At 66.1% G+C, this 21226-nt stretch carries 23 protein-coding genes; 3 read left to right on the plus strand and 20 right to left on the minus strand.

The genetic code is table 11. From position 1 onward, the window contains the following. Positions 1-15 precede the first annotated feature (15 nt). The 5 genes from BN977_RS18105 to BN977_RS18125 all read right to left on the minus strand — a co-directional run bounded on the left by BN977_RS18105 (position 16) and on the right by BN977_RS18125 (position 1837). Positions 16-219, minus strand: coding sequence for an NAD(P)-binding protein (locus tag BN977_RS18105; protein WP_024454926.1), 204 nt, complete (start codon positions 217-219; stop codon positions 16-18). 120 nt (positions 220-339) lie between these two features. Then, complete coding sequence (locus tag BN977_RS18110) at positions 340-684, minus strand: rhodanese-like domain-containing protein (RefSeq protein ID WP_024454927.1); 345 nt, start codon at positions 682-684, stop codon at positions 340-342. Continuing rightward, complete coding sequence (locus BN977_RS18115; protein WP_024454928.1) at positions 681-947, minus strand: hypothetical protein; 267 nt, start codon at positions 945-947, stop codon at positions 681-683. The genes BN977_RS18110 and BN977_RS18115 overlap by 4 nt, the downstream gene beginning before the upstream one ends. Beyond that, positions 944-1384 carry a hypothetical protein gene (locus BN977_RS18120; RefSeq protein WP_024454929.1) on the minus strand — a complete coding sequence of 147 codons (441 nt, stop codon included), beginning with the start codon at positions 1382-1384 and terminating at the stop codon, positions 944-946. The genes BN977_RS18115 and BN977_RS18120 overlap by 4 nt, the downstream gene beginning before the upstream one ends. Before the next feature lie 33 nt (positions 1385-1417). Continuing rightward, positions 1418-1837, minus strand: coding sequence for a MarR family winged helix-turn-helix transcriptional regulator (locus BN977_RS18125; protein WP_024454930.1), 420 nt, complete (start codon positions 1835-1837; stop codon positions 1418-1420). Positions 1838-2046: 209 nt separating this feature from the next. Here BN977_RS18125 and BN977_RS18130 point away from each other — a divergent pair, with 209 nt between their 5' ends. Continuing rightward, positions 2047-2934, plus strand: coding sequence for a DMT family transporter (locus tag BN977_RS18130; RefSeq protein ID WP_036400022.1), 888 nt, complete (start codon positions 2047-2049; stop codon positions 2932-2934). Positions 2935-2944: 10 nt separating this feature from the next. On the opposite strand, the gene BN977_RS18135 is transcribed toward BN977_RS18130, so the two are convergent. The 4 genes from BN977_RS18135 to BN977_RS18150 form a co-directional block, all read right to left on the minus strand. Beyond that, entirely contained in the window at positions 2945-3454 is a 510-nt protein-coding gene (locus BN977_RS18135; protein ID WP_109790229.1) for a DUF4232 domain-containing protein, read from the minus strand. Next, positions 3451-4752: a hypothetical protein gene (locus BN977_RS18140; RefSeq protein WP_084172598.1), complete on the minus strand. Its 1302-nt coding sequence runs from the start codon at positions 4750-4752 to the stop codon at positions 3451-3453. Before BN977_RS18140 ends, BN977_RS18135 begins: the two co-directional genes overlap by 4 nt. 123 nt (positions 4753-4875) lie before the next feature. Next, positions 4876-5355: a hypothetical protein gene (locus BN977_RS18145; RefSeq protein WP_036400029.1), complete on the minus strand. Its 480-nt coding sequence runs from the start codon at positions 5353-5355 to the stop codon at positions 4876-4878. 59 nt (positions 5356-5414) lie between these two features. Continuing rightward, the gene (locus BN977_RS18150) at positions 5415-6242 is read right to left on the minus strand and encodes an ANTAR domain-containing response regulator (RefSeq protein WP_036400031.1); all 828 of its coding nucleotides are present in this window, start codon (positions 6240-6242) and stop codon (positions 5415-5417) included. 452 nt (positions 6243-6694) lie between these two features. Between BN977_RS18150 and BN977_RS33320 the strand changes: the two genes are divergently transcribed. After that, entirely contained in the window at positions 6695-6874 is a 180-nt protein-coding gene (locus BN977_RS33320; protein ID WP_234709624.1) for a hypothetical protein, read from the plus strand. A gap of 38 nt (positions 6875-6912) precedes the next feature. Here the strand turns inward: BN977_RS33320 and BN977_RS18160 are convergent, their stop codons facing one another. The 8 genes from BN977_RS18160 to BN977_RS18195 form a co-directional block, all read right to left on the minus strand. Beyond that, entirely contained in the window at positions 6913-7551 is a 639-nt protein-coding gene (locus BN977_RS18160; protein ID WP_036400037.1) for a TetR/AcrR family transcriptional regulator, read from the minus strand. Between the two features lie 95 nt (positions 7552-7646). After that, on the minus strand, positions 7647-8474 hold the full coding sequence (locus BN977_RS18165) for an MBL fold metallo-hydrolase (RefSeq protein WP_051561626.1): 828 nt from the start codon (positions 8472-8474) through the stop codon (positions 7647-7649). 1 nt (position 8475) lies between these two features. Further along, positions 8476-9093, minus strand: coding sequence for a carboxymuconolactone decarboxylase family protein (locus tag BN977_RS18170; protein WP_036400040.1), 618 nt, complete (start codon positions 9091-9093; stop codon positions 8476-8478). A gap of 34 nt (positions 9094-9127) precedes the next feature. Further along, entirely contained in the window at positions 9128-10327 is a 1200-nt protein-coding gene (locus tag BN977_RS18175; protein ID WP_036400043.1) for an alpha/beta hydrolase family protein, read from the minus strand. A 226-nt stretch (positions 10328-10553) separates the two neighbouring features. Continuing rightward, entirely contained in the window at positions 10554-12230 is a 1677-nt protein-coding gene (gene alsS, locus BN977_RS18180) for an acetolactate synthase AlsS (RefSeq protein WP_234709626.1), read from the minus strand. Between the two features lie 56 nt (positions 12231-12286). Next, complete coding sequence (gene budA / locus BN977_RS18185) at positions 12287-13054, minus strand: acetolactate decarboxylase (protein WP_084172618.1); 768 nt, start codon at positions 13052-13054, stop codon at positions 12287-12289. Between the two features lie 58 nt (positions 13055-13112). Further along, complete coding sequence (locus BN977_RS18190) at positions 13113-14129, minus strand: alpha/beta fold hydrolase (protein WP_084172600.1); 1017 nt, start codon at positions 14127-14129, stop codon at positions 13113-13115. A gap of 3 nt (positions 14130-14132) precedes the next feature. Beyond that, the gene (locus tag BN977_RS18195) at positions 14133-15374 is read right to left on the minus strand and encodes a DUF3500 domain-containing protein (protein WP_206666822.1); all 1242 of its coding nucleotides are present in this window, start codon (positions 15372-15374) and stop codon (positions 14133-14135) included. Between the two features lie 88 nt (positions 15375-15462). On the opposite strand from BN977_RS18195, the gene BN977_RS18200 reads away from it, so the two are divergent. Then, on the plus strand, positions 15463-16167 hold the full coding sequence (locus BN977_RS18200; RefSeq protein ID WP_206666821.1) for a cupin domain-containing protein: 705 nt from the start codon (positions 15463-15465) through the stop codon (positions 16165-16167). 30 nt (positions 16168-16197) lie between these two features. Here the strand turns inward: BN977_RS18200 and BN977_RS18205 are convergent, their stop codons facing one another. From BN977_RS18205 to BN977_RS18215, 3 genes are read right to left on the minus strand one after another with little or no spacing between them, the layout of a single operon-like run. Continuing rightward, positions 16198-17466 carry an MBL fold metallo-hydrolase gene (locus BN977_RS18205; RefSeq protein ID WP_131590153.1) on the minus strand — a complete coding sequence of 423 codons (1269 nt, stop codon included), beginning with the start codon at positions 17464-17466 and terminating at the stop codon, positions 16198-16200. Then, positions 17463-19313, minus strand: a complete 1851-nt coding sequence (locus BN977_RS31495; protein ID WP_131590155.1) for a gluzincin family metallopeptidase — start codon at positions 19311-19313, stop codon at positions 17463-17465. The genes BN977_RS18205 and BN977_RS31495 overlap by 4 nt, the downstream gene beginning before the upstream one ends. Positions 19314-19342: 29 nt before the next feature. Next, entirely contained in the window at positions 19343-20773 is a 1431-nt protein-coding gene (locus BN977_RS18215; protein WP_084172619.1) for a patatin-like phospholipase family protein, read from the minus strand. Positions 20774-21226: the final 453 nt, after the last annotated feature.

Genomic DNA, 21226 nt, shown 5'->3' on the forward strand with positions numbered 1-21226 from the left:
CGTCAAACGCGCCAGTCAGCATCGCAACTTGTGCGGTGCGGTCGGCACCGCTCGTGGTCCCCGATGGTGGCGTCGCGCCGAGGCGGCCACGGCCGTGGTCCGGCCATCGGCTTCGAGCATGGTGACGTCCCAGCCGGCGGCCACCAGGGCGGCCGCTGCGGTGACGCCGTGGCGGCCGGTGCCGATGACGACGGCGTCGGGTGTGTTGATGGGTGGCAAGGGAGAGCACTTCCTGATCGGTGTCTGCACGTTGGGTGTGCCGGAATCGCCCGTGGCGAGCACCCGTGGTACCTCGTGTGGGCTGCGGTAAACCCATGAGGGCGAGCCGGGCCCGGTGTGCTACCTCACATCAGGGACAGTCGTGAGGCAGCCGCCGGCGGCCCGCCATTGGATCAACCCGCCGCTCATGTTGACCGCGTCGAAGCCGTTCTCCACCAACAGATTTGCCGCACCCGCCGAGCGCAGGCCGCCGGTGCAGAAGGCAATGAGCAACCTGTCCTCCGGCAACTCGAGGCAGCGCTGTGGCAGCGCTTCCAGTGGAATGTGCACGGCACCCGGAATATGCACCCGGTTCCATTCGAAATCGCGCCGGACATCCACCACGAGCGCGCCCTCGGCCACCAGTCGGACCGCCTCGGATGCGCTGACCGCGGGCGGGCGCTTGAGGAAATGGCGAAAACTCATCGATTGGTCGCCTCCCACCGCACGTTCATCATGGTGAGGGGGCCGCTGAGCACGGGTATCACGGCTGCGACGCGGGTTCGCGCAGCCAACCCGCGGCCCAGCAGCGCGGTGACCGCCACCGCGAGATAGAGCGCCCCGTGCATGGGCCCCAACACGCCCGCCACCGTCCGGTCGTGCACCGTGCCGAGATTGATCAGCAGGGCCAGCACGCTGGCGAACTCGAGGAGGGAGAGCACCCCGAGGGTGCGCAGCAGCGGGTTCATCCGAGATGCGCCCCGGGCCGCACCACCATGAGGATGACGACGAGCGCCCACAGCAGGTTGAAGATGCCGGCCAGCATGCCGAGCCGCCGCAGCGCGGTAGCGGCGGGGGGCGCGTCCAGCGCCTCGCGTTGCCGGGGCGCGATCTGCAGTGCGAGCAGGCCGCCGGCGGCCGCCGTCAGCACCATCGCGACGATGATCCAGATTTCGGTGGCCCGGCCCTGCACCATCGCGAGCAGCACACCGACCAGTGGCACCACCAGCGCGAGCGTGCCGTAGACCCGGGTGATGCGGTACAGCATCGCGGCGATATCGGCGTTGCCGTGCCCGCCCTCGCCGGCCACCGGAGCGAAGCGGGGAAACAGACTGGTGGACACGGCGATTGGGCCCACGAACAGGATGCCGGCCAGCACGTGTACCGACAGCAAGAGGGATTCCACAACCTTCAGGTTAACTGAAGGTTGGCCGGGAGGCTACTCCGGCGGGGTCACCATCCGCGCGAAGCCGGCCCGCAGCGCCTCGGTCAGTTCTGGATGCTGGACGGCGAACTCGGCGTCGAGCCCACCGACCACCTCCGCGGCCCTGGCCAGGAGCGACTCGGCCTCGGCGGTGGTACGCAAGGTGGACGCGGCGCCCGCGTGGGACGTCCCGTCGTCGACCAGTCCGGCCTCGACCAAGGCCGCCACCGCGGCGTGGGCGCTCTGCACCGTGATACGAGAACGACGGGCCAGCTCGCTGAACGAGATTCCCGGCGTCCTGCGGATGTGCCCCAGCAGGCCGTACTTGCGGATCGTCAATCCGAGCGGTTTGAGCGCCTCGGTGAACGCCGCCTCCCAGACCCGGCTGACGGTGAGGAGCCCGACGGTCGGGCTGAACGGAGGCGGCTCGGCCATGCAGGCAGGTTACTCGGCCCGTGCCGACCGGCCGGCAAGGTCGTCACCCACGCCCTCCCGACCGCACCGAACCCGCTGCCACACTTCGAGGTTCGTGAGCGGGACGGGATGATCGAGGTGCTCGCACCGCCACCGCCGAGCCAACCGGCATGACGGGCGTGATTTAGTGATCCGGTGACCGTTGCAACATTGCGCTTTTCGGGCCGGCGGTGAGCGCACGCGGCTGGCTGCTGTTCGCGGCGATGAGTGTGATCTGGGGCATCCCGTATCTACTGATCAAAATCGCGCTGGAGGGGCTGTCGGTACCCGTGCTGGTACTGGCCCGCACGTTGATCGGCGCCGCGGTGCTGCTGCCGCTTGCGGTGTCACGGGCCAACATCGCGAGCGTCATCGCACACTGGAAACCGTTGCTGGCCTTCGCCTTCTTCGAGATCATCGCGGCGTGGCTGCTGCTCTCCAACGCCGAACATCACCTCAGCAGTTCCACGACGGGCCTGCTCATCGCCGCGTCGCCGATCATCGCTACGGTGCTGGACCGGATCACCGGAAGCACACATCATCTCGGTGCCGGCCGACTGGCCGGGTTGGTGGTCGGCATCGTCGGCGTGGCGGTGCTGGCGGGGCCGGGCCTGTCCGGCGGGGGAGCCTGGCCCATCGCCCAGGTGCTGTTGGTGGCCACCTGTTATGCAATTGCCCCGCTGATCGCCGCGCGGCACCTCACCGACGTCCCGGCCCTGCCGCTGACCGCGAGCTGTCTCGCCGTCGCCGCACTGGTGTACGCCGTGCCGGCGGCGTTGCGGTGGCCGACCGACATGCCGAGCACGCGGGTGCTCGTGGCGACCGTTCTGCTCGCCGTGGTCTGCACGGCGCTCGCCTTCATCGTGTTCTTCGCCTTGATCCGCGAAGTCGGCCCGACCCGCGCGCTGGTGTTCACCTACGTGAATCCGGCGGTGGCGCTGGTGGCCGGCGTGGTCGTCCTCGCCGAGCCCCTCACGGTGTTCAACGTGGCCGGCCTGGCGCTCATCCTGGTGGGCTCGGTGCTGGCCACCCGTCGCTCGGCGGGGGAGCCGGTGCCCGCGCCGCCGGCCGCCGGTTGACCGCTCCGGGCTAGGGCCGTCGCGTCACGGGATGGACCTGCAGCCGGCAGGTCTCGATATGGGTGGCGACGGTGATCGGATCGGTGGTGTCCGGCGGGATGACGTGCAAGTCGGTGTATGTGGGGCACGGGTGGTCGGGATCGGCGCTGTCGACCGCCGCCCCTTCGACGACGGCATAGCCGGGCTGCCCAGCGGATACCGACACGACCGGCGGCGTATCAGGTGCCGCCCCACCCATGTAGCCCGCGCGCGTCCAGTCCGCTTGGACCACCGGTCCGCCGGACCCGGACACGACACCCGGGTAACCCGTCAGTGTGCAGGGTGCGCCGGCCACCAGGCTGAACACCAGCAGCACCCTGCGGTGTCCGGCGGCGGCTTGCTCGCCGCCGTTGCTCACCTGGAGCTGCCCGACCGAGCACGCCTGCGGGGTGCCGGCCCGGGCAACCGCTCCGGAACCGAAGGAGAGCATTGCCGCCAATCCGAGGGTGATCGGGATGGCTTTCGCTGCAGCGTGTTTCATGACCGGCCCGGCTCCGGATAGAGGATGGCCTCGGTGACACCACCGCCGTTGACGGACGGGCCGAGCAGCACGGTCGAGGAGTTGGTGGCCGGGTCGTAACTCACCAGCGCCGTCCCACCGCCGCACCCCAGGTGGCCGTGTAGCACCAGCTTGTCGGCGGTCGCCCCGATCACGAAAACGCTGTCGGACATGCCGGGAACGTCCACCCGGGTGGTGTGGCCGTCGGCCGTCAGGCGAGACAGGAAAGCGGTGCCGCAGGCGCCGGCGGATTGAAGGAACGTTCCGGTGGGCAGTTCCCACGCGATCCCGTCGCCGAGGTCCCCGCCGAAACCGGGATCATCACCCTGACCGGAGTTGAGCGCGGTGAGCGGGGTGGCGGTGCCGCCGTCGAGGGGCACCCGCCACAACTGGGTGGCAGAGCCGTGTTCGGCCGAGCAATCGGCCAGCACCACCTCGGCTGCCCACCAGCGCACCGGCGCACAGGCGGCGTTGGCCATCGGCGTCGGGAGCGTCCGCAGGATTGTGCCGTCGTTGCCCACGACGACGAGGCTGTCGTCGCTGCGGGGGACGAGTTCGTTGCCGAGGTTGGCGGTCGCGAGCACGAGTCGCGTCCCGTCCGGTGAGGCGAGGTAGCGGCCGCTGAACTGGCCGGCGCCGCCGAGCTCGTCGGTCGGGTACCGCTGCTGCACGGTGCCGTCCAGGCCGATGCGCGTCAGTGTCCCCGGCGTGCCGCCCATGAACGGTGTGGAGACCAGCAGCGCCTGCCCGGTGGGCCGGGTGAAGCGGGGATAGCCCTGGGCCGCGATGGTGGTCTGGGTGCCGGTGTGCAGATCGACCGCGATGATCTTCGACGGCCCGGGATACTCGGTGGATGTGAACAGTGCCGTACTGCCGTCACCGGACCAGTCCGTCAACCGGAGCCGGGCGTCGGCGCCCGCCAAGGTGGCGATCGTATAGCGGTTGCCTGCGGGGTCCACCAGAAACAGTGTGGTGGTGGCGGTTTCGGGATCCGCCTCGCCGGGCGCACGCTGTTCACCGGGGCGATGGGCCGTGACCGGGCTCCAGGTGGCCAGTGTCCAGCCGGCTCCGACCTGGTCCCAGGGAACCTCGCCGATGGCGGCCGCACCCTCCCGCGCGGCGACCGGCGCGGCAGGCGCCGGTGCCGGTGTGCGGGCCGAGGTCGCCGCCCCGGGTGGTGGTGCCGTCGGTGTCGACGTCTCCGAGGTGCATCCGGCCGCCAACACCGCCGCGGCGACGGCAACGGTCAGCTGGATGCCTACCCGCGATGTACGGATCATGCTGGTGCTCCTCGGTGCGATGTGGTCACTGGTCCCGATGGTGCGGCAGCCGGCTTGACGGATTCTTGGATCCTTGACGCGCGCCGATACGATCGGCTCGCGCCCGTCCGGGCGACCGCGTCGTCAGCCGAGCTCGTAGGCATCACGGGACACCCGGAAGAAGTGCCCACCGGCGGTGTCGGTGCAGGTCACGCCGGTGGGTTCGCTGCGGCAGGTGAGGGTCCCCACGGTGTGGGCTTGCCCGTACGCGAGCGGGGCCGGCGCGTATTGGCCGGTGAAGAAGATCTGGCTCATCACGAATCCCAGGCAGGGGGCTTGGCCCTGGCTGAGCTGGACATCGTCACCGCCGGGTTCGCCGATGGCGCCGGGCAGGTAGGCCAGCGGGCAATACCCGGTGGCCGGTGCTGCCCAGGCGTGGTTTTGCACCTTGCACCAGGCGTACCCCGTGCCGTCGGCGCGGCTGTCCATATGGCAGGCGATGTTCCCCGACGGGGACAGGAACTGGAAACGGTCGCTGGGTTCGGCGTGTGCGGTTGCCAGTGCGGTGGCGGTCAGTGCCGCGGAGGCGATCAGCGCGGATGTGGCGGCCTTCATCGTGGTCATGGACCGAGTAAAGGCCGTCCGGCCGGCTTACCGATCACAAACAGCCGACATGGCCGGCCTCAGACAGCTTCACCGTCGGAGACCGAGGTGAGCCGCTCGACCAGGTCGACGGCCACCGCGCGCAGCGGGACGTTGGTGTCCTGGCTCTCGCGGCGCAGGCGGTCGAAGGCTTCGTCGGCACTGATGCCATGGATGGCCATCAACATGCCTTTGGCCTGTTCGATCGGGGCCCGCGTCTCCAGTGCCCGCTGCAGCCCGGTGGCCACGTCACGGGCCGAGCGGTACCGCGTGAAGTCGCCGATGGCGCGCGACACCGATTCGGTGAGCAGGTCCAGTACCTCGGCATCGAAGCTGTCGAACGCCGATCGGGAGCGGCCGTAGAGGTTGAGTGATCCGAGGGTCTGATCCGCGGTCACCAGCGGCGCGGCCAGGAAGCTGCGGATGCCTTCGGCTCGGGCGGCGGCGGCGAACTGCGGCCAGGTGGCCGCCGCCTCCTCCGCATCGACGAGCATGATCTGGCGGGTTCGCGCGGCCTCCAGGCACGGGCCCACGCCACTGTCGTATTGCTCGGTGTCCACTCGAAGGGTGCGCTGGTCGGTGTGCACGGCGGTGTAGGTGCGTCCGCCCAGGTCAATGGTGACGCCGGTGCTGTCGGCTCCTGGAATGGCCTCCTGCGCGATCTGGGCGAGATTCTGCAGCAGGCTCAGCAGTTCGTCCTCGTCGGCGACGCTGCGGTTGACCGCCAGCAGCATCCGGCCAAGCTCGGTGGCGCTGATCTGCTGCACGCCGACGGCCGCCGCGACCACCAGGTCCGCCGCTTCACCGGCGTCCTGGTTGGCCGCCGCTGCCGGCAGCGAGGCATCGGTGCGCCGATCGGAGGACGTCATCCAGTCAGTGTGGCACAGCCGGTACCCTCCGAACGAGCCGCAGTAGGGCTGCTGACCTGCGGCGGCCCGGTCCCGGGGGCCGCTTGGACAGGTCGTGACGGCACGGCCCAATCCGCGGGGAACATGCATGATTCGTCGCATCATTCGCGAATCATCCTGTTGTGCTGCTGTATTCAGCGTTCTATGAGGACGCAATGAACGTCATGTGCGGATGGTGTGGTGTGGATTCCCTATGAGTCCGGGAAAGGCGGGTGATCTTGACCTTAGGGTTAACGCGGATGAACCGAATGGCAAAGGAGGCTTGATCCGTGAGGAACGTTTCGGCATGCGTAGGTGTGGTCGTTGCAGGGTTCGGCGTGGGACTGCACGCCAGCGGATCAGCTTCTGCCGCACCATCTTCGGAGTTATCCGCCCGTGACACCATCAGCCAGTTGGAGAGCGAGGGGTATCGGGTGATCGTGAGTAGGGTGGGCAGTGGATCGATGGACGACTGTTCGGTCAGCGCCGTCCGGCAGGGCCGCTCGGTGACCGGGCCCCAGCCGCCGCTGGCCACTGCGGGTATGACGGTTCTGGGCCCCGGGCAGGTGCTGCAGTACACGACGATGCACGTGGATCTGGTGTGCAAGCGCTGAGGTGATCCGCGTCCGGCCGTCGACTGGGGCAGATCCGCTCAACGTGCGCGCTTGTACCGGGACAGGAACAGCGTCACGGCCTCGCGCACCACGTAGTCGCACCGGTCCGCATCGAGCTCAACCGTCGGTGTGGCGACAAGCCGACCCAGCAACATCTCGCCGAGTATGACGTCGATGAACTGCGTCGTTGCCAGATCGGGGTCATCGATCCGAAAGCCGCGCTCCCGGGCGAGTCGGCGCACGTAAGCGTTCACCGCGCGTCGCGCCGGACTTCGTCCGTTGTCCATCAGGCCATGGCCGAGCTCGGGGAATCGCGGGCTTTCCCAGATGACCAGCCGGAGAAACGCCACGGCTTCCGGGGGCGACCAGAAGTCGGTGATCGCCCGGCCGATGGCGTACAGGACCTCCTCGGGCGGCCCGACGCGGTTCGTCGCGTCGACGATGGCGTCCAACGGCATGCGGTTCCACAGCTGCGCCATCGTCGCCTCGAAGAGCAGTTGCTTGCTCGCGAAGTGGTTGTACAGCGTACGGCGAGCCACCCCGCACTCCAGCGCGATCTCGTCCATGCTCGAGTGTCCGTAACCGTGGGCGAGAAACACCCGACCGGCTGTGCGCAGAATCAACCCACGTGTCGATTCTGGTTCCAGCGGAGAGGCCGGGGGGGCGACGGGGGTCATGCCCTTACGTTACGTCGCACCGTCGGTCGACTCACTCGGGGAGTCCATGTCGGGTCCACGTCCCCCGCCACGGCGTGGGCCCGGAATTCGCGGCGCTACTCGCCGTAACGGATGAGCAAGTCGGGCCGACCACGATCGTCGGTCCAGCTGATGTACTCGCTCTGGTCGTGGGTGCAGAACATCTCAATCTCGTCGGGGTGGGCCAACCGGAGTTCGCGCAGCTTGGCCAGCGTTGCCACCCGCTTGGCGTAATCGGTTTGAAACGCGATCTCCAGCGGCAAGCCCGGGGCGGGGGAGAGGAAGTTCATCCTGTGATCGAAGTAGGAATCACCGGCATGCAGCGACCACTTGCCGTTCTCGCGGTAGGCGACACCACAGTGCCCAACCGTATGACCGTGTAAGGGAACGAGTTTGGCGCCCAATTCCGCAGGAAGGTCAAGCGTTCGGGCGGGTAGCCCGAACCATGTCTCCTCAGTCGGTGCGTACGTCTTGAACTTCGTCTGGTGCGACACCTGGTAAGGCATGTAGGGGCCGCGCTTCTGCGTGCTGTCGTAGGCGGCCAATTCCTCGGACGCGACGTGCACCACAGCGTGCGGGAAGTCGTGCAAGCCCCCGACGTGATCGTTGTCCAGATGAGTGACGATGATGTCGGTGACCTGTTCGGGCTCGATGCCACGTGCCCGCAGGCGATGCAGGGCGGTCAATCGCGGATCGATGAGGATGCCCAACTTGAACAGGGCGTCCGTTCCGAGAAGATTCTGCGGGTCCGCCATTTCCTGGGTGCCGAAACCTGTGTCGAGCAGGATGACGCGATCACCGATGTGGAAGATCACGCAGTGGATCGACATCGACGTCGTCGCGGTGTGCGCAAGCGGACCCATCAACCCGAATGTCGCATGCTCGATCTCGATTCTGGATGCCATCTCAGTTTCCTTCAACCGCTCGGGCCTCGTCGGGCGTGGGAATCTGGAACGCGTTGAGCAGTGCACAGGTGAGCAGGTACAGCCCGACCAGATAGACGAGATCGACCAACGTGGCTGAACCGAAGTGCTTTTCGGCCTCCCGATACAGCTCGTCGTCGACTCTGTACTCCCGGGTGAGTTGGCTCGCGAACCTGTGCGCCAAGAGCTGGCCGGGGGTCAGCTCCGCCGGCGTCTCGCCACGGCACAGTCCCGCGATGGCCGCCTCGGATAGGCCGACCGTCCGTGCGACAGCGGAATGGGCGTACATCTCGTAGGGCGTCCTCCAGATGGCGCCGACCGTGAGGATGACCACCTCGTGCGTCTGCTTGTCCAGGGAGGTGTGTTTCGAGTCCGCCTGCATCCACGCCAGGAAACCCGGCGTGATGCCCGTGCTGTACAGGTACGGGTTGAACGGCCCGATGAGCTTGCCGTCGTCGGTCATCCCTCGGAAGCCATTGCTGTCGGCCCACGTGATGAGGGTCGAGCGCATCGTCTGGTAGAGGTCTTTCTGGTCGCCGCTCAGGGTGGCCGGGTCGATCAACGGCAATCGCCCGCCGAGCGTCGAATCGGTATCGGTCATGATGGTTCCTTCGGTCAGCAGATGGAGGTGGCGGTCAGGCCTTGAGGTTGTCGTCGAGCCAGTTGAAGACCACTTCGTCCTTGTAGGCCAACGCACCTGACTGGCAGTGGTTCTCGGCCCCGTCCTCCTCGTGAAAGGCGACGAAGGCCTTGGGCGCCTTCAGTTCTTGGTAGACGTGTTCGGGCTGACCGCGGAAGAACTGATCCCCGTCGGCCTCCATCACCAAGGTGGGGCAGGTGATCCCGTCGAGCACGCCACCGTCCAGGGTCATCTTCTTGCACTCGACCATGAAGTCGTATGGGGTCTTCTGACCGAAACTCCACGTGCCTTGGGTGAAGGTCCACCGGACCTGGGTGTTGGCGTCCATCGCCTGTTGAGCCAGCGTGTTGAAGGTGGCCGCGTCTTCGTCATCGAGGGCCTTACCCGCCCCGGGAGGCATGATCCCGACAATGCTGTCGTAGAGGCTCCAGACCCCGTCGAACAGAATCGCCGCTTTGAACCTCGGCTCGAACGCGGCCGCCCGGGCGGCGAGGTAACCCCCGAGGCTCATGCCCTTGAGCGCCAGTCGGTCGGCGTCCACATCGGGTCGGGACACCGCGTAATCGACTACCGGTGAGACGACCTTCTCCCAGTCGTACCGGAAGTACAGCTTCTGCTCACGCACCGGCATGCCCTGGCCGGGACCGTCGAAGGTCAGACAGTTGTAGCCACGCCGGGTCGCGCCGGCGGCGGCGAAGTAGTACAACTCTTCGACGCTCGAGTCGAAGCCACCGTGGAAAATGAGGGTGGGCCGCGGCTCCGGGGAGTCGTCCGGTTTGTAGAAGTAACCCGGCAACGTCGTACCCTCATAAGGGATTTCAATGGGCTCCCAGGTGGGACCCATCAGTTCGGCAGCCTTTGCGTAGGCGTCCTGCGAGGCCTTGGCATCGGCGAGAATGCGGGGATCATCCGGATTACCGTGCAGATAGAACTCCGACATCCGGAAGTATGTCGACGCACGCAGCAGCGCTTCCCGAGCACTGACGAGGTGGCCCCCGGACAGGTAATCACGCGCTCGCCCCAGCACCCGTTCGCCACGGTTGTGCCAGCTCTGGTACCAGCTGTCGAAGTCGCCCTCGACGATGGTGTCGACCGTGGCCATGATCTCGGCGATATCGGCACCACCGTAATACGTGAACCCCAGATTGCGAACGAGTTCGAATGCGAACGAGTCGTCTTTGAAACCGACCTTCATGACTGCTCCTTGAGATCGAATATCGATGGTGTGAGTGGAGGATCCAGCGGGTGGTACATCAGTCGACTGCATTGCACTGTACAGTGCAGTCGGAGCCGCCGACAAGGCGAAAAGTGGCTTCGCGCCTCAGTTTTCCGGTTTGCCCTACGCTGCTTTTACGGCTAGCACTACCTGCGCCCGCGGGTGACGGCAGGGGTGGTGGCAGATGGGTGCCCGCCTTCGGTTGCTATTCGAAGGCGTCGTCATGAAGGTCGGCGCCCAGCTCACCCGATCGGCTGTAGTCCACGGGCACGTCGATCACGGTGACGCCACCGGCGCCGAACGATGCGCGCAATGCCGTCCGAAACTCCGCCAGTGTGCTCACCCTGACGCCGTGCGCTCCGAAAGCTGCTGCGAACGAGGCGATGGCGTAGTCACCCAGTTCGACGCCGTTGGCCCGTCCATACTTCTGGACCGCCTGAAACTTCACCATGTCGTAGGAGTTGTCGCGCATGATGACGTGTGTGAATTTCAGGCCCAGGCGGCGCGCCGTCTCCAGTTCCTGCGCGCTGAACAAGAAGCCGCCGTCGCCGGACACCGAGACGATCTGCGTTCCCGGCCGCACCATCGATGCGGCCATGGCCCACGGAAGCGCGACACCGAGGGTCTGTTGACCGTTGGAGAACAACAGATGGCCGGGCTGATAGGTGCGGAGGTGCCGGGCGAGATAGATGTAGTGCGTACCGATGTCGCTGGCCACGGTGGCCTCGTCGTCGAGCAGCTCCCGCAGGGTCAGCACGAGTGCCACCGGGTCCACGAGCGCGCTTTCCGCCTCACCCGCGCCCGACACGTCGTCGACGCCCTGCAGGACAGCGCGCTGTTCGTCGACGATGGCCGCGGCGGGATCGGCCAGGCACAGACCGGTCAGCCGCGAGCTCAGCGCGGCCACCGTGGCGGCGATGTCGCCACGCAGTTCGGCCACCGGTTGATAGTGGTTGTCCCAGTCGGCCGGTGCGGTGTCGAGGTGGACGATGCCGCGACGGTCGGGATCGGTGTTCCAGAGCCGGGGGTCGTATTCCACCGGGTCGTAACCCACTGCAAGCACCAGGTCAGCACGACTGAGCACGATGTCACCGGGTTGATTGCGGAACAGGCCGACGCGCCCGAGGTAGTGCGACTCCAGGGCCCGGGAGACGATGCCCGCCGCCTGGAAGGTCTCGACGACGGGCAGGTCCGCCACTTCCAGGAGGCCGCGAATCGCAGCACATGCGGCAGGCTCGGCGGCGCGCATCCCGGCCAGTATCACGGGGAATTTCGCCTGTCGGATCCGGTCGCCCACTGCGGCGATGGCGTCGCCGGGCGCCGGCCCGAGGCGACCGGGAGCGGCCAATCGCGACACCCCACTGGTGGTGCCGGCCTTGGCGACGTCCTGAGGTAGGACCACTGCCGCGGCGCCCTGCGGAACGCTCACGGCGGCTCTGAGGGCATTGGCCACCGCCTCATTCACATTGTCCGGGTCGTCCACCTCGGCAACGTATTTGGTGAACGGCCGCAGAGCCTCCACCGTCGCCATCGACTGGTGGGTCCTCTTGATCCGGTCGGCGCGGTCGACGGCACCACAGATCGCGATCACCGGATACTGCTCGGTGTTGGCCGTGAGCAGACCCGTGGACAGGTTGCTCGTACCGGGACCCGATGTCACCAGCACGGCACCGGGGGTGCCGGTGAGCCGGCCCACCGCCGCGGCCATGAACGCCGCGTTCTGCTCGTGGCGGCAGATCACCAATTCGGGTCCGCCGTCGAGCAGGCAGTCGTACACGGCATCGATCTTCGCTCCGGGGACACCGAAGATGTAGCGCACCCCGAAGGCATCGAGGGTGTCCACGACGCGCTGCGCGGACCGGACAGCAGGCAACGTGATCACGTCGTCCTCTCGAGAGTCGTCAACAATCCTGTATCCCGGCACGGGCGCTCGCGGACTCATCCACCTTCGGTCCGCCCGATATCGGCGTCGAGGTCTGCCCGGTCGAGGTGCGCGTTCAAGAACTCCGCGGTGGTCGGCAAACTGAGGTGCAGATCCGAGCGCACGCTGATCTCTACGCGGGCCGCGGTGATCTGGAAGTCGAGGGCGTGGCCGCCCCGGGCATGCGCGGCATCGAGAAAGTGCAGATGGTAGCCGGCGACGCTGATGCCCTGCTCATAGTCGGGCATGCGGAATCCCGCCATCACCCCGGAGGTGTCCTCGAGGACGGTCTCGCTCTGGTTCTTCGTCGCCTCGGTGAAGCCACGATAGGGGCGGGTTTGCCGAGACACGGTTCTGGTGTGAATTCTGCTGAAATGTCCGGAAATACGGACCGCGTAGATGAGATTGGCACTTTCGATCCGAGCATCCACCGCTGCCGTGAGGCCGGCGCGATCAGTCGGTGCGTCGAGGTCGAACACGTGGTCGGCGCGAAACCAGGTCACTGCCGCGAAAGGCGTCCGGGCCTGCAGATCGGCGCGGTTCACCGTGCCGTCGGCATGCAGCTGGTAGCACACGCCGTCGAGGATCACCATCTCCCCGTCCAGCTGATTGAAGGTTCCGAGCCCGAAGTCGCCGTGCTCGAGCACCTCCTGGATGGTCATGTCACCGTCGTAGATGCCGTCGAGCAGAGCACCCATTGTGGATCTCTGGTACACAGCCCGGCCGTGCTCGCCATCGTGATGCACACCATGCGGTTGCACCCAGTGCGCGAGCCAGGTTCGCATCCACTGCGCGTTCTGGTCGAATGTCATACCGACAACGGTCCTTCCTCACCACGGCACGTCATGACCCGTGATGGCCATCAGTCGTCCACGCGAGGATTTCCCGCACGTGGTGCGCCCAGAGACGGGCGTTCTTGAGTGACAGATGTCCGTCCGACCCGGGGCCGGTCGGGACGATGACGGCTCTTCCCCGTGCGACGCGCTCGACGGCGTCCCGGAGAACATCCGGCCCGCTCGGGTTCACCTCGTCGTCTTCGAAATTGACCGCGAGCAGGGGCGCGGTGATGTCGCTCAGCCGAGCGCTGGGGTCGTAGTCGAAAGACGCGGCGAACTCCCAGATGGTGTCGTTCGCATCCTGCAGCCGGACGGCGTCGTCGGCCGCCTTCTGGACGTACGCATCCGCGGTCGCAATCGAATCGATGGCGCGTTCGAGTGCGGGTACTCCGTGCGTCAACAGCGCGAAGATGTTGAAAGCGAGACCGACCGAACGGGGCTGACTGTCGTAGGCGCCGTCCCGATACGCGGGGTCGGTGCGAATGGCGTCGATGAGCAGACGACGGTACAACAAGTTCCGTCCCCGAACACGCTGCGGCAGCGCGGCTATCGGCATCAGCGCACGCATTGTATCCGGGTACATCTGGCCCCACATCCAGGTCTGCATCCCGCCCATCGACGTACCGGCGACCAACCGCAGCGTCCGGATGCCCAGGTGCTCGGTGACCAGTCGATGCTGGGCGGTCACGATGTCGACATAACCGTACTGCGGGAACCGGTTGCCCAACCCGTCACTGGGTTTACTGGAACCCCCGTGCCCGAGTGCGTCCGGAAGGATCACGTAGTGGCTGGCGAGGTCGAGTGGCCGGCCCGGCCCGAACAGATGGTCCGCGGTGCTCGGAATCAGGAACTGTGTGCCGCTGCCCGTCGTCCCGTGCAGCAACAGCACCGCGTTGACGACATCGCCGTCGGCGGCACGTCGAGGTGTCCCCAGAGTCCGGTAGTTCTGCGTGACGGCGGCCAGCGTGTCACCGCAGGTGAACCGGAAGTCGGTCAACGTGACGTGTGCCTCGGATACTTGCATCGGTCAGCGGTGGGCGACGTTCTCGTAATGGTGCTTGAGCAGATCTATACCGAAGTCCCGCACAGGGTTACGCAACACCGAGTGGACGTGGTTGCCCTTGCGCTGGGTGTTGTCATACTCGTAGAGAAACTCGGTGCCCGCCTGCAGCCGAAAGTAGACCGGCGCGCCGTCAAGGGGTCCGCCCCAGGCAACATGCATTCCCGCCAGCCGATCGGGACCGATCGGCGCCAAGTCGAGGTGGATGCCCGACGACGCCGCGGCCACCAGGCTCTGCAAGAGCTGTCGTTGATCGGGGGACAGGTCGGCCGCGGAGAGGCCCTTTGGCTTGACGGTGTAGGCCATCCGGCGGTGGTCGGCTTTGGTGAACCCCGACTGTTGCTCACCTTCGGCGTAGATGCCGTCGGCCAGCTTGAGCAGTTCCGGCTTTTCGAGTTTGCCACGGAACAGGTTCCGGGTGACCATCATCTCGTCACCATCGGCGAGCCGGTCCCGGTTACCGCTCACGATGTCGCCGACGGCCCGGTCGAGCAGTTGCATCTGTGAGCGCTGTGCGCCGTCGAGCGAGGCGGCGAATTGGAAGGCCAGATCTTCGATGCCGCCGAGTGGGGCGTAATGCGCGCCACCCGGCAGCGGTGCCGAGGCCGGATCGGCGCCGAGGAAGAGGGGAGTGGTCGCCGCGACCTCACCGTCGATCACCAAGAAGTTGATGGACAGATGGTGGCCGCCGAACCGCCAACTCCACGTGGCGCTTTCACGAGGATCGCCGAAGATGCGCAGGTAGTACCGGCCGGTGTCGCGACCGCGCGGGAAGTCCCACTGGATGCTGAAGTCTTCGTAGAGATCGAGGATGTTCTCCAACCCGACGATGGCCGCGGCCGCCACGTAGCCCTCTCGGCTCAGGCCGGTGGCGAGCAACATCATCGCCAACTGCCGTTGGTGCGGGTCTTGCTGCTCCAGGGTGAGCCCACCGTGATCGGTGGGCACATAGAAGAATCTCCGCCGCTCGCGATCGGCATCCTCCTGCGATGGAGCGGGGAACAAGGCCGTTCGAATCTGGCTCTCGGAGAGCGTATTCAGCCAGATGCGTGCCCTGTCGGCCATCTCCGTTGCGCGCGCCCGTGCTGGGCTTTCGCCATCGGATGAGGGCGCGGTTGTTGAGGGGTTCGAACTGTTGGCAGACATCACGCCGGTATTCCCTTCGATCCGCGAAGCTGAGGTCGTTGAGCACTTCACCAGAGCCTGCACTGCACTGTACAGTGCAGTGCAATCGAGGTTCAACACTTACTTGATTCACGTTCCCGCATCCGTGTCCGCCTACCCGCAGAGGATGACCATGTCCGATACACCTCCACACGGTCTCGAACCCACCAGCGACGCGCGCAACGTCGCCACACCGACCGTCTCCGAGGCCGGCTTCCCGCCACCGCCCGCCATCCCGATCAAGCCGGGTATCGGATCACCCTGGCTCGGTCTGCCGGCCGCCGGGTCCAAGCCGGAGCCCGGCTTGGACCCGGACCACCCCCACGTCTTCCATCTACAGTCCGCACCAGGCAATTTCATGCCCGGAGGAAGCCTGCAGGGCGCGCATGCCGAGAACTTCCCGATCCTTCGCGGACAGAAGGCGGCGACCTATCTGATCCACCTCGCGCCCGGCGGGATCCGCGAGCCGCACTGGCACCCCAGTGCGTGGGAAGTCAACTTCGTCATCGCCGGTACCACCCGATGGAGTTTCGTCGGGCCCGACTCGACCCAGGATCGTTTCACCGTCGGCGCCGGTGACCTGGTGTTCGCCCCTCAGGGTCATTTCCACTACTTCGAGAATGTCAGCGACACCGAGGACCTCTATGTGCTGGTGGTGTTCAATGCCGAGACCACCGAACCCCAGGACGACGTGCCACTGGCACAGTCGATCTCATCGGTGCCTGCCGACGTTTTGGGTGCCGTGTTCGGCGTCGACCCTTCCGTGTTCGCACAACTTCCCGTGATCAAGCACCGCAAGCCCGTGGTGCAGAAACCCGGATTCGGCGACAGTCGTTGAGGCTGTGATCGACCGCCGACGTGGACCGGCTCAGCAGGCGATCTCGATGTCGATCCATTTCGCATCGGCCTCGGCGACAAAGCCGGGCGGCAACACCTCGTCGCCCTTGTCGCTGCGCGCATAGCTGATGTCGTGCTCCCCGAGCGCCTTCAGCAGATCCTCGAGCGGAATGTTGTTGCGATAGTTTCCGGAGCCCTCCTGCGTGGACACCATCGCCGGGATCTCACGCGGCAGCACCTTCTCGACGAGCGTCTTGGACGTCGCGTTGTGGCTGCCGTGGTGGCCGACCTTGAAGAAGGTGGCGCCGCGCAGGAGGGAGCGCGCTTTGTTGTTCGCCAAAATGCGCTTCCAGGTTCCCCATTCGGCGTCGCCCGGCAGCAGCAGACGGGCGTCGCCGATCTCGAGTACCAGCACCAGGCTCGTCGAGTTGATCATGTCGTCGACGGCCTTCGCGGCCAGCAGCGCGTCGGCCGAGTGCGCGAGTCCTTTCAGACGCTTGAGGTCTTTGGCGGCGAGCTGCGGTCCCGCGTCGGTTTCAGGCACGCGCCACTGCTCGGAGAACGGGGCTGCAACCGCCTGGGCCAGGACGCCGGCGGCCCTCAACATGAGTGCTTTGTAGGTCTCGTCGTCATTGGCGGGGTCGAGTTCCTCGATCTCGTCGGGATCACGCGGTGGCCCAAGGACGTGCACCTTCATTCCGGTGATCACGCTACTTTCGAAGGTCTCCGGAAAGACGTTGCTTTCGGGCAGGAACCGCGGATCCAGTCGGTCGCGGTGCCTGAACCCGTCGTGCAGCGTCTCCAGCGCTCCCTGGTTGCTCCACGCCGCCAGCTCGGCATCGGCCGCCAGGTTGGTGATGTCTATCCCGGCGTTCCACAGCAGGAAGTCGAGTTCCGCATTGTCCTCCGGCGAGAGCCCGAAGCTCGGGGCCGCCTCGGCCAGCCTCATGGCGAAGCCCTGCTGCTTCTTCCAGAGTTTGGTTGCGTCGGGGTTGTCGCGGTCCTCGACCCAGGGCATCCAGACCTCGCCGATGTCGAGCTTCTTCCATTCCGCCGAATTGAAGGCGAACACGTGATCCTGATGGCGGTGCGTCGCGATCACGACGTCGATGCGCGGTTCACCGCTGTGTGCTTCCGCGTCCGCCGCGATTTGCTTGGCGAGGTCATTGCCGGTGAACGCACCCTTGCCCTGACTGTGGAAGCCCGCGTCCACGAGAATGGTCTTCTTGCCGGGCAGCAGTAGCAGGAACGAGTCGCCGAAGCCGACGTTGTACATGCGGATCGTCATCGTGGAGCTCATCGCCACCTCCGTGCGTCCATGGCCCGCGCCGAGTATGCGGCGGCAATCCGGTTGGGTTTGGGATCAGCTGGGGCCCAGCCCATCCCGTACGTGTCGTCGAATGCGGTGACCCGGTCGCGCAGGGCCTGCTTCCGGTCCTCGCAGAACGGCTTGCGGATGTAGTAGCGGACCTGCCCGTCGATGTTGGCCACGAGTGTCAGTCCCGCGCGGTAGTGCAATCCGCCGAGATCGTCTTCCAGGCGCATGGTCTGGACAATCTGCGCGACCATCTCGACCAGCAACTCGCCCGTGGCGGCGATCCGGTGCACCGGATGGAATTCGACTGCAGCGGGAATGTCGGGATCGAGCTGGAGCCGGCGGCGGTTCGCCTTCACCCAGGATCCCAGCCTCCCGCCCAGGCTGCGCCAATCGTCGTCCGGTTCCTCCGTCTCGGGGATCTGCGCGTCTTCTCTCGGTGGCTCCGAAAGCGACTGGTATTGCTGCGCGTCCCAGTCGGAACGGCTCGTCACCTCACGTGCGCGTGGCTGCCGGTATGTGCTGGTGGATGTCGCCGGGCCCGTCGTCCGGCCGAGCTCGCGCGCACCAACCTCGACCAGGTCCGCGACGATCCTCGCGAGATCGCTGTCCTTCGGCGCGTCATCGGGCTCCACCTCAAGGAGCAGTGATTCGACAGCCAGCGAGCCCACGGCCTGGGGCTGTATGCCGCGCTGGCGGAAAGCCTCGATCATCGAAGCGCGGACACCCGAGACGTCCGAGCGATTCAGTTCGAAGTCGGCCGTGATCATCGCCCGCAGGTAATCGCTGAACGTCGGATCGACGGGCGGCAGGTAGTCGGTGGCGCGGATGCACATCGACAGGACCGTCTGCGCCGTGCGGACGCACTCCCCGGCGAGCCGGTTCACCAGGTCCGGATGCAACTCCCCGTCCGGCAGCTTGCCGCTGCCACCTGTCGCGATGCGGACGAGGTCGCGCGTGCGTCGCTCGTAGGTGTCCACGAACCCGTCGTACACCGCCGACACGAGGATCCATCCGAGGGCATGCGGCTCGGTGGTGGAGGCGACTTTCGACGGATCGCGCGTGGCCGCAATGCTGCGCAGCGCATGGCCTTTCCCGGCGGCAGAGCCGAATTGCGCGCCGATGTCCAGTAACCGTCCCTGCGGATCCAACAGATTGTTGCGCGTCTCACGGATTGCAGTGCTCACGACTTCCGGAAACGTCAGGCGCTGGAACAGCGCGACGATGTCGGCGAACGCCTCATGCAGAGCAGGAACCTGAGGGTTGGTGGGTTCGTTGTACCGGCGATGCAGACGGCTCAACGCCGCGTGCGCGACCTCGTGGGCCACGATGTCGTGCGAGAGGCAGGTGAAGATCAACTGTCCCGGCAAGTTGGGACCGGGATCGTCCACATCAGCGGAGAAGTAGCCGAAGAGCACGGCGTTCAGGTCGTCGTCGAAATACGCGTTGCTGCCCTGAAAAGCGTGCGGCATGAGTCGCAGCCGCTCGCCGCCCCAGAATCGCAGGCGTCGACCGAGCGCGCGGTCGAAGTTCTCGAGCACGCGCGAGGCGACCGCGTACACCATCTGTTGGTGGAACTGGGGATCGGATTCCGACGGCTCGATGCCCTGCTGCATCGCGATCGCGGCGTCGTCGAGGTCGACGGCTTTGTAGTACACGTCAGCGGCAGCGTCGTAGTCGACCACCTCGAGCCGGTCGTCCCAGAAGGAGCGCTCGATCCGGTCGAGCTTGCGATAGGGCACTTCGACGGTGACGCGATGGTCTCCGGCCCGCGAGATCATCGGGTCGAAGGCGAATATCCGCAACGCTCTTCGTTCGGGGGCTTTGCGCATCAAGTCCTCCTTGCCGGCCGCCAAAGGTGCTACTGCAGTGGAACGATGGGCTGTTGGGGTGGCGGTGATGCCGGGTCGTCGCTGGGATTGCTTTGCCCCGGACTTGGTGTGACCAGCCGGCGGAACTGATCGATCGCCGGTATCCCCACGAGCGGATAGCCGAGCAGCACGTGACAATTGACCATGCTCAGGATGTAGCCGTGCCGGATCAGCGATTCGGCACGACGCGGGGCGACCCGCGACAACGTCGTCTTGACGCGTCGGTTGCGATCGGCCTCCGCTTCCCAGAACTGTCTGTCCAATCCACCCAGCGCCGCGATTGCTTCACGAGCGCGGGCAGCCAACGAATCCGAACCGCTCACATAGGCGTCGGGTATCGAGAATGGACTCTGGCTTATTTGAATCGTCGTGCCGCGCAACGACTCCTTCAACACAGACGCTGTGTGATGAATGTGGCCGAGGTCGTCGTCGCGAGCGATACGGTAGCGCGTATTGAGCAGCCGGCGACGCACGGCGGTTGTCTGGCGGTACATCACGTCCTTGACCGCAAGGAGACTGCGAATCTCGCCGATCAGTGGAACCGTGATCGACGGGCGCAGAACGACATCGTCTCCGGCGGACGCATTGACCACGACCACTTCTTCGACCGGGTGCAGGCCGGGCGGGGGAGATCCTTTGAGCCGGTCATCCAGTCCCAACAGCCACTCGGAGCCCATGTTGTCGTACACCCCGCCGTCGAGAAGTTTGAAATGGCGGGGGGCTTGCCGGTCGGGCATACCGCCCTGGGGCAGACCGAAGCGGCTCAGCGGCATTGATACGACGCTGAATGCTCCAGGTAACGCGGCCGACGCCTGCGCCGCCCGCGCGATGCTCAGGTCACCCGGTGTGCCCCAGCCGGTCCGCCACGAATTGACGAACTTGCTCGAGAAGTACACCGCCTGACCCATCTGAAGATCGGTCGCGCACAAGACATGTGACACAACGGAGTTCATCGACGTCAGCGGTCTGCGATGGAACAGCGTGGTGTCGAAGGCGTGCGCGACCACAGTGCTGCGCCACTGGGCCATCCACCCGCACAATGCAATCACGGTCATCCACACCACGACGCACAGCCAGCCCAGGCCCGCGAAACTGAGGGCGGTTGCGAGCGCCAGCAACGCCGCGATGCTGCCCAGGTACAAGTAGGTGACGGGGGCGGCCCATAGCGTTCCTCGACTGGCGATCTGGGTCGCAAAAGCGCGGGCGTGCGTCCACATCGTCGCGGAATCTACCGTCGTCAGGTCCGCCGCGTAGCCGAGGTAGGCGTTGGTAAGCGATCCGCCCGACACGGACGACACCGACCGCAGTTCGGGACCCTTGCCGGCGTCGATGAGGTACAGCAGAGCGCCCAAGTTGAATAGTGCCGCCCGGTGACCGCCCCCGGACAGTGCCACCCCGATACCGGGTACATCGTGTGCCATCACCCTCCCTTTTGGCGCTAGGTTGAGGTGATCCCGAACGAGTGCTCCGCCAGCGGCCGAGACCCTGTCCGCCAGTGGTGATGTTCAGTGTCACGTACCGTCTGCCGGCACATGCGAGTAGCGCGGTACTCGAATTGCAATCGGCAGTGGCGAGCCGAACCTCGGGAGAGCCCGTGCACGCCGCATCCTCGGTTCGACGCGGGGGATAGAAGAACCCTTCCTTTCAATGCGGTCACGAACGCGAGGGAGCGTTCTGCCGCCGCCGCTTGGGCAAAGACTTCTAATCGCATGACGCTTGAACCCGCCTCGACCACGTCGGTGCCGTCGGGGAGGTTGACCTGGGAGTCGGGCGTTGAATGGGCAATGGCCCAGCGGGACATGCCAATTCGTCACTGTGACGTTTTAGCGGGCTACCAGCCCCAAGTGAGGGACACCGGCGTCACGGACAGGGGA

The organism is Mycolicibacterium cosmeticum (assembly GCF_000613185.1).
Lineage (GTDB): Bacteria > Actinomycetota > Actinomycetes > Mycobacteriales > Mycobacteriaceae > Mycobacterium > Mycobacterium cosmeticum.

What these genes read in the sequence shown, in the direction of transcription:
- BN977_RS18175 (WP_036400043.1), bottom strand. Translation starts at nt 10,327, where the DNA reads ATGAAGGTCGGTTTCAAAGACGACTCGTTCGCATTCGAACTCGTTCGC.
- BN977_RS31495 (WP_131590155.1), bottom strand. Translation starts at nt 19,313, where the DNA reads ATGCGCAAAGCCCCCGAACGAAGAGCGTTGCGGATATTCGCCTTCGAC.
- budA (WP_084172618.1), bottom strand. Translation starts at nt 13,054, where the DNA reads ATGCGAACCTGGCTCGCGCACTGGGTGCAACCGCATGGTGTGCATCAC.
- BN977_RS18145 (WP_036400029.1), bottom strand. Translation starts at nt 5,355, where the DNA reads ATGACCACGATGAAGGCCGCCACATCCGCGCTGATCGCCTCCGCGGCA.
- BN977_RS18170 (WP_036400040.1), bottom strand. Translation starts at nt 9,093, where the DNA reads ATGACCGATACCGATTCGACGCTCGGCGGGCGATTGCCGTTGATCGAC.
- BN977_RS18125 (WP_024454930.1), bottom strand. Translation starts at nt 1,837, where the DNA reads ATGGCCGAGCCGCCTCCGTTCAGCCCGACCGTCGGGCTCCTCACCGTC.
- BN977_RS18165 (WP_051561626.1), bottom strand. Translation starts at nt 8,474, where the DNA reads ATGGCATCCAGAATCGAGATCGAGCATGCGACATTCGGGTTGATGGGT.
- BN977_RS18135 (WP_109790229.1), bottom strand. Translation starts at nt 3,454, where the DNA reads ATGAAACACGCTGCAGCGAAAGCCATCCCGATCACCCTCGGATTGGCG.
- BN977_RS18200 (WP_206666821.1), top strand. Translation starts at nt 15,463, where the DNA reads ATGTCCGATACACCTCCACACGGTCTCGAACCCACCAGCGACGCGCGC.
- BN977_RS18110 (WP_024454927.1), bottom strand. Translation starts at nt 684, where the DNA reads ATGAGTTTTCGCCATTTCCTCAAGCGCCCGCCCGCGGTCAGCGCATCC.
- BN977_RS18150 (WP_036400031.1), bottom strand. Translation starts at nt 6,242, where the DNA reads ATGACGTCCTCCGATCGGCGCACCGATGCCTCGCTGCCGGCAGCGGCG.
- BN977_RS18190 (WP_084172600.1), bottom strand. Translation starts at nt 14,129, where the DNA reads ATGCAAGTATCCGAGGCACACGTCACGTTGACCGACTTCCGGTTCACC.
- BN977_RS18205 (WP_131590153.1), bottom strand. Translation starts at nt 17,466, where the DNA reads ATGAGCTCCACGATGACGATCCGCATGTACAACGTCGGCTTCGGCGAC.
- BN977_RS18160 (WP_036400037.1), bottom strand. Translation starts at nt 7,551, where the DNA reads ATGACCCCCGTCGCCCCCCCGGCCTCTCCGCTGGAACCAGAATCGACA.
- BN977_RS18215 (WP_084172619.1), bottom strand. Translation starts at nt 20,773, where the DNA reads ATGGCACACGATGTACCCGGTATCGGGGTGGCACTGTCCGGGGGCGGT.
- BN977_RS18140 (WP_084172598.1), bottom strand. Translation starts at nt 4,752, where the DNA reads ATGATCCGTACATCGCGGGTAGGCATCCAGCTGACCGTTGCCGTCGCC.
- BN977_RS18115 (WP_024454928.1), bottom strand. Translation starts at nt 947, where the DNA reads ATGAACCCGCTGCTGCGCACCCTCGGGGTGCTCTCCCTCCTCGAGTTC.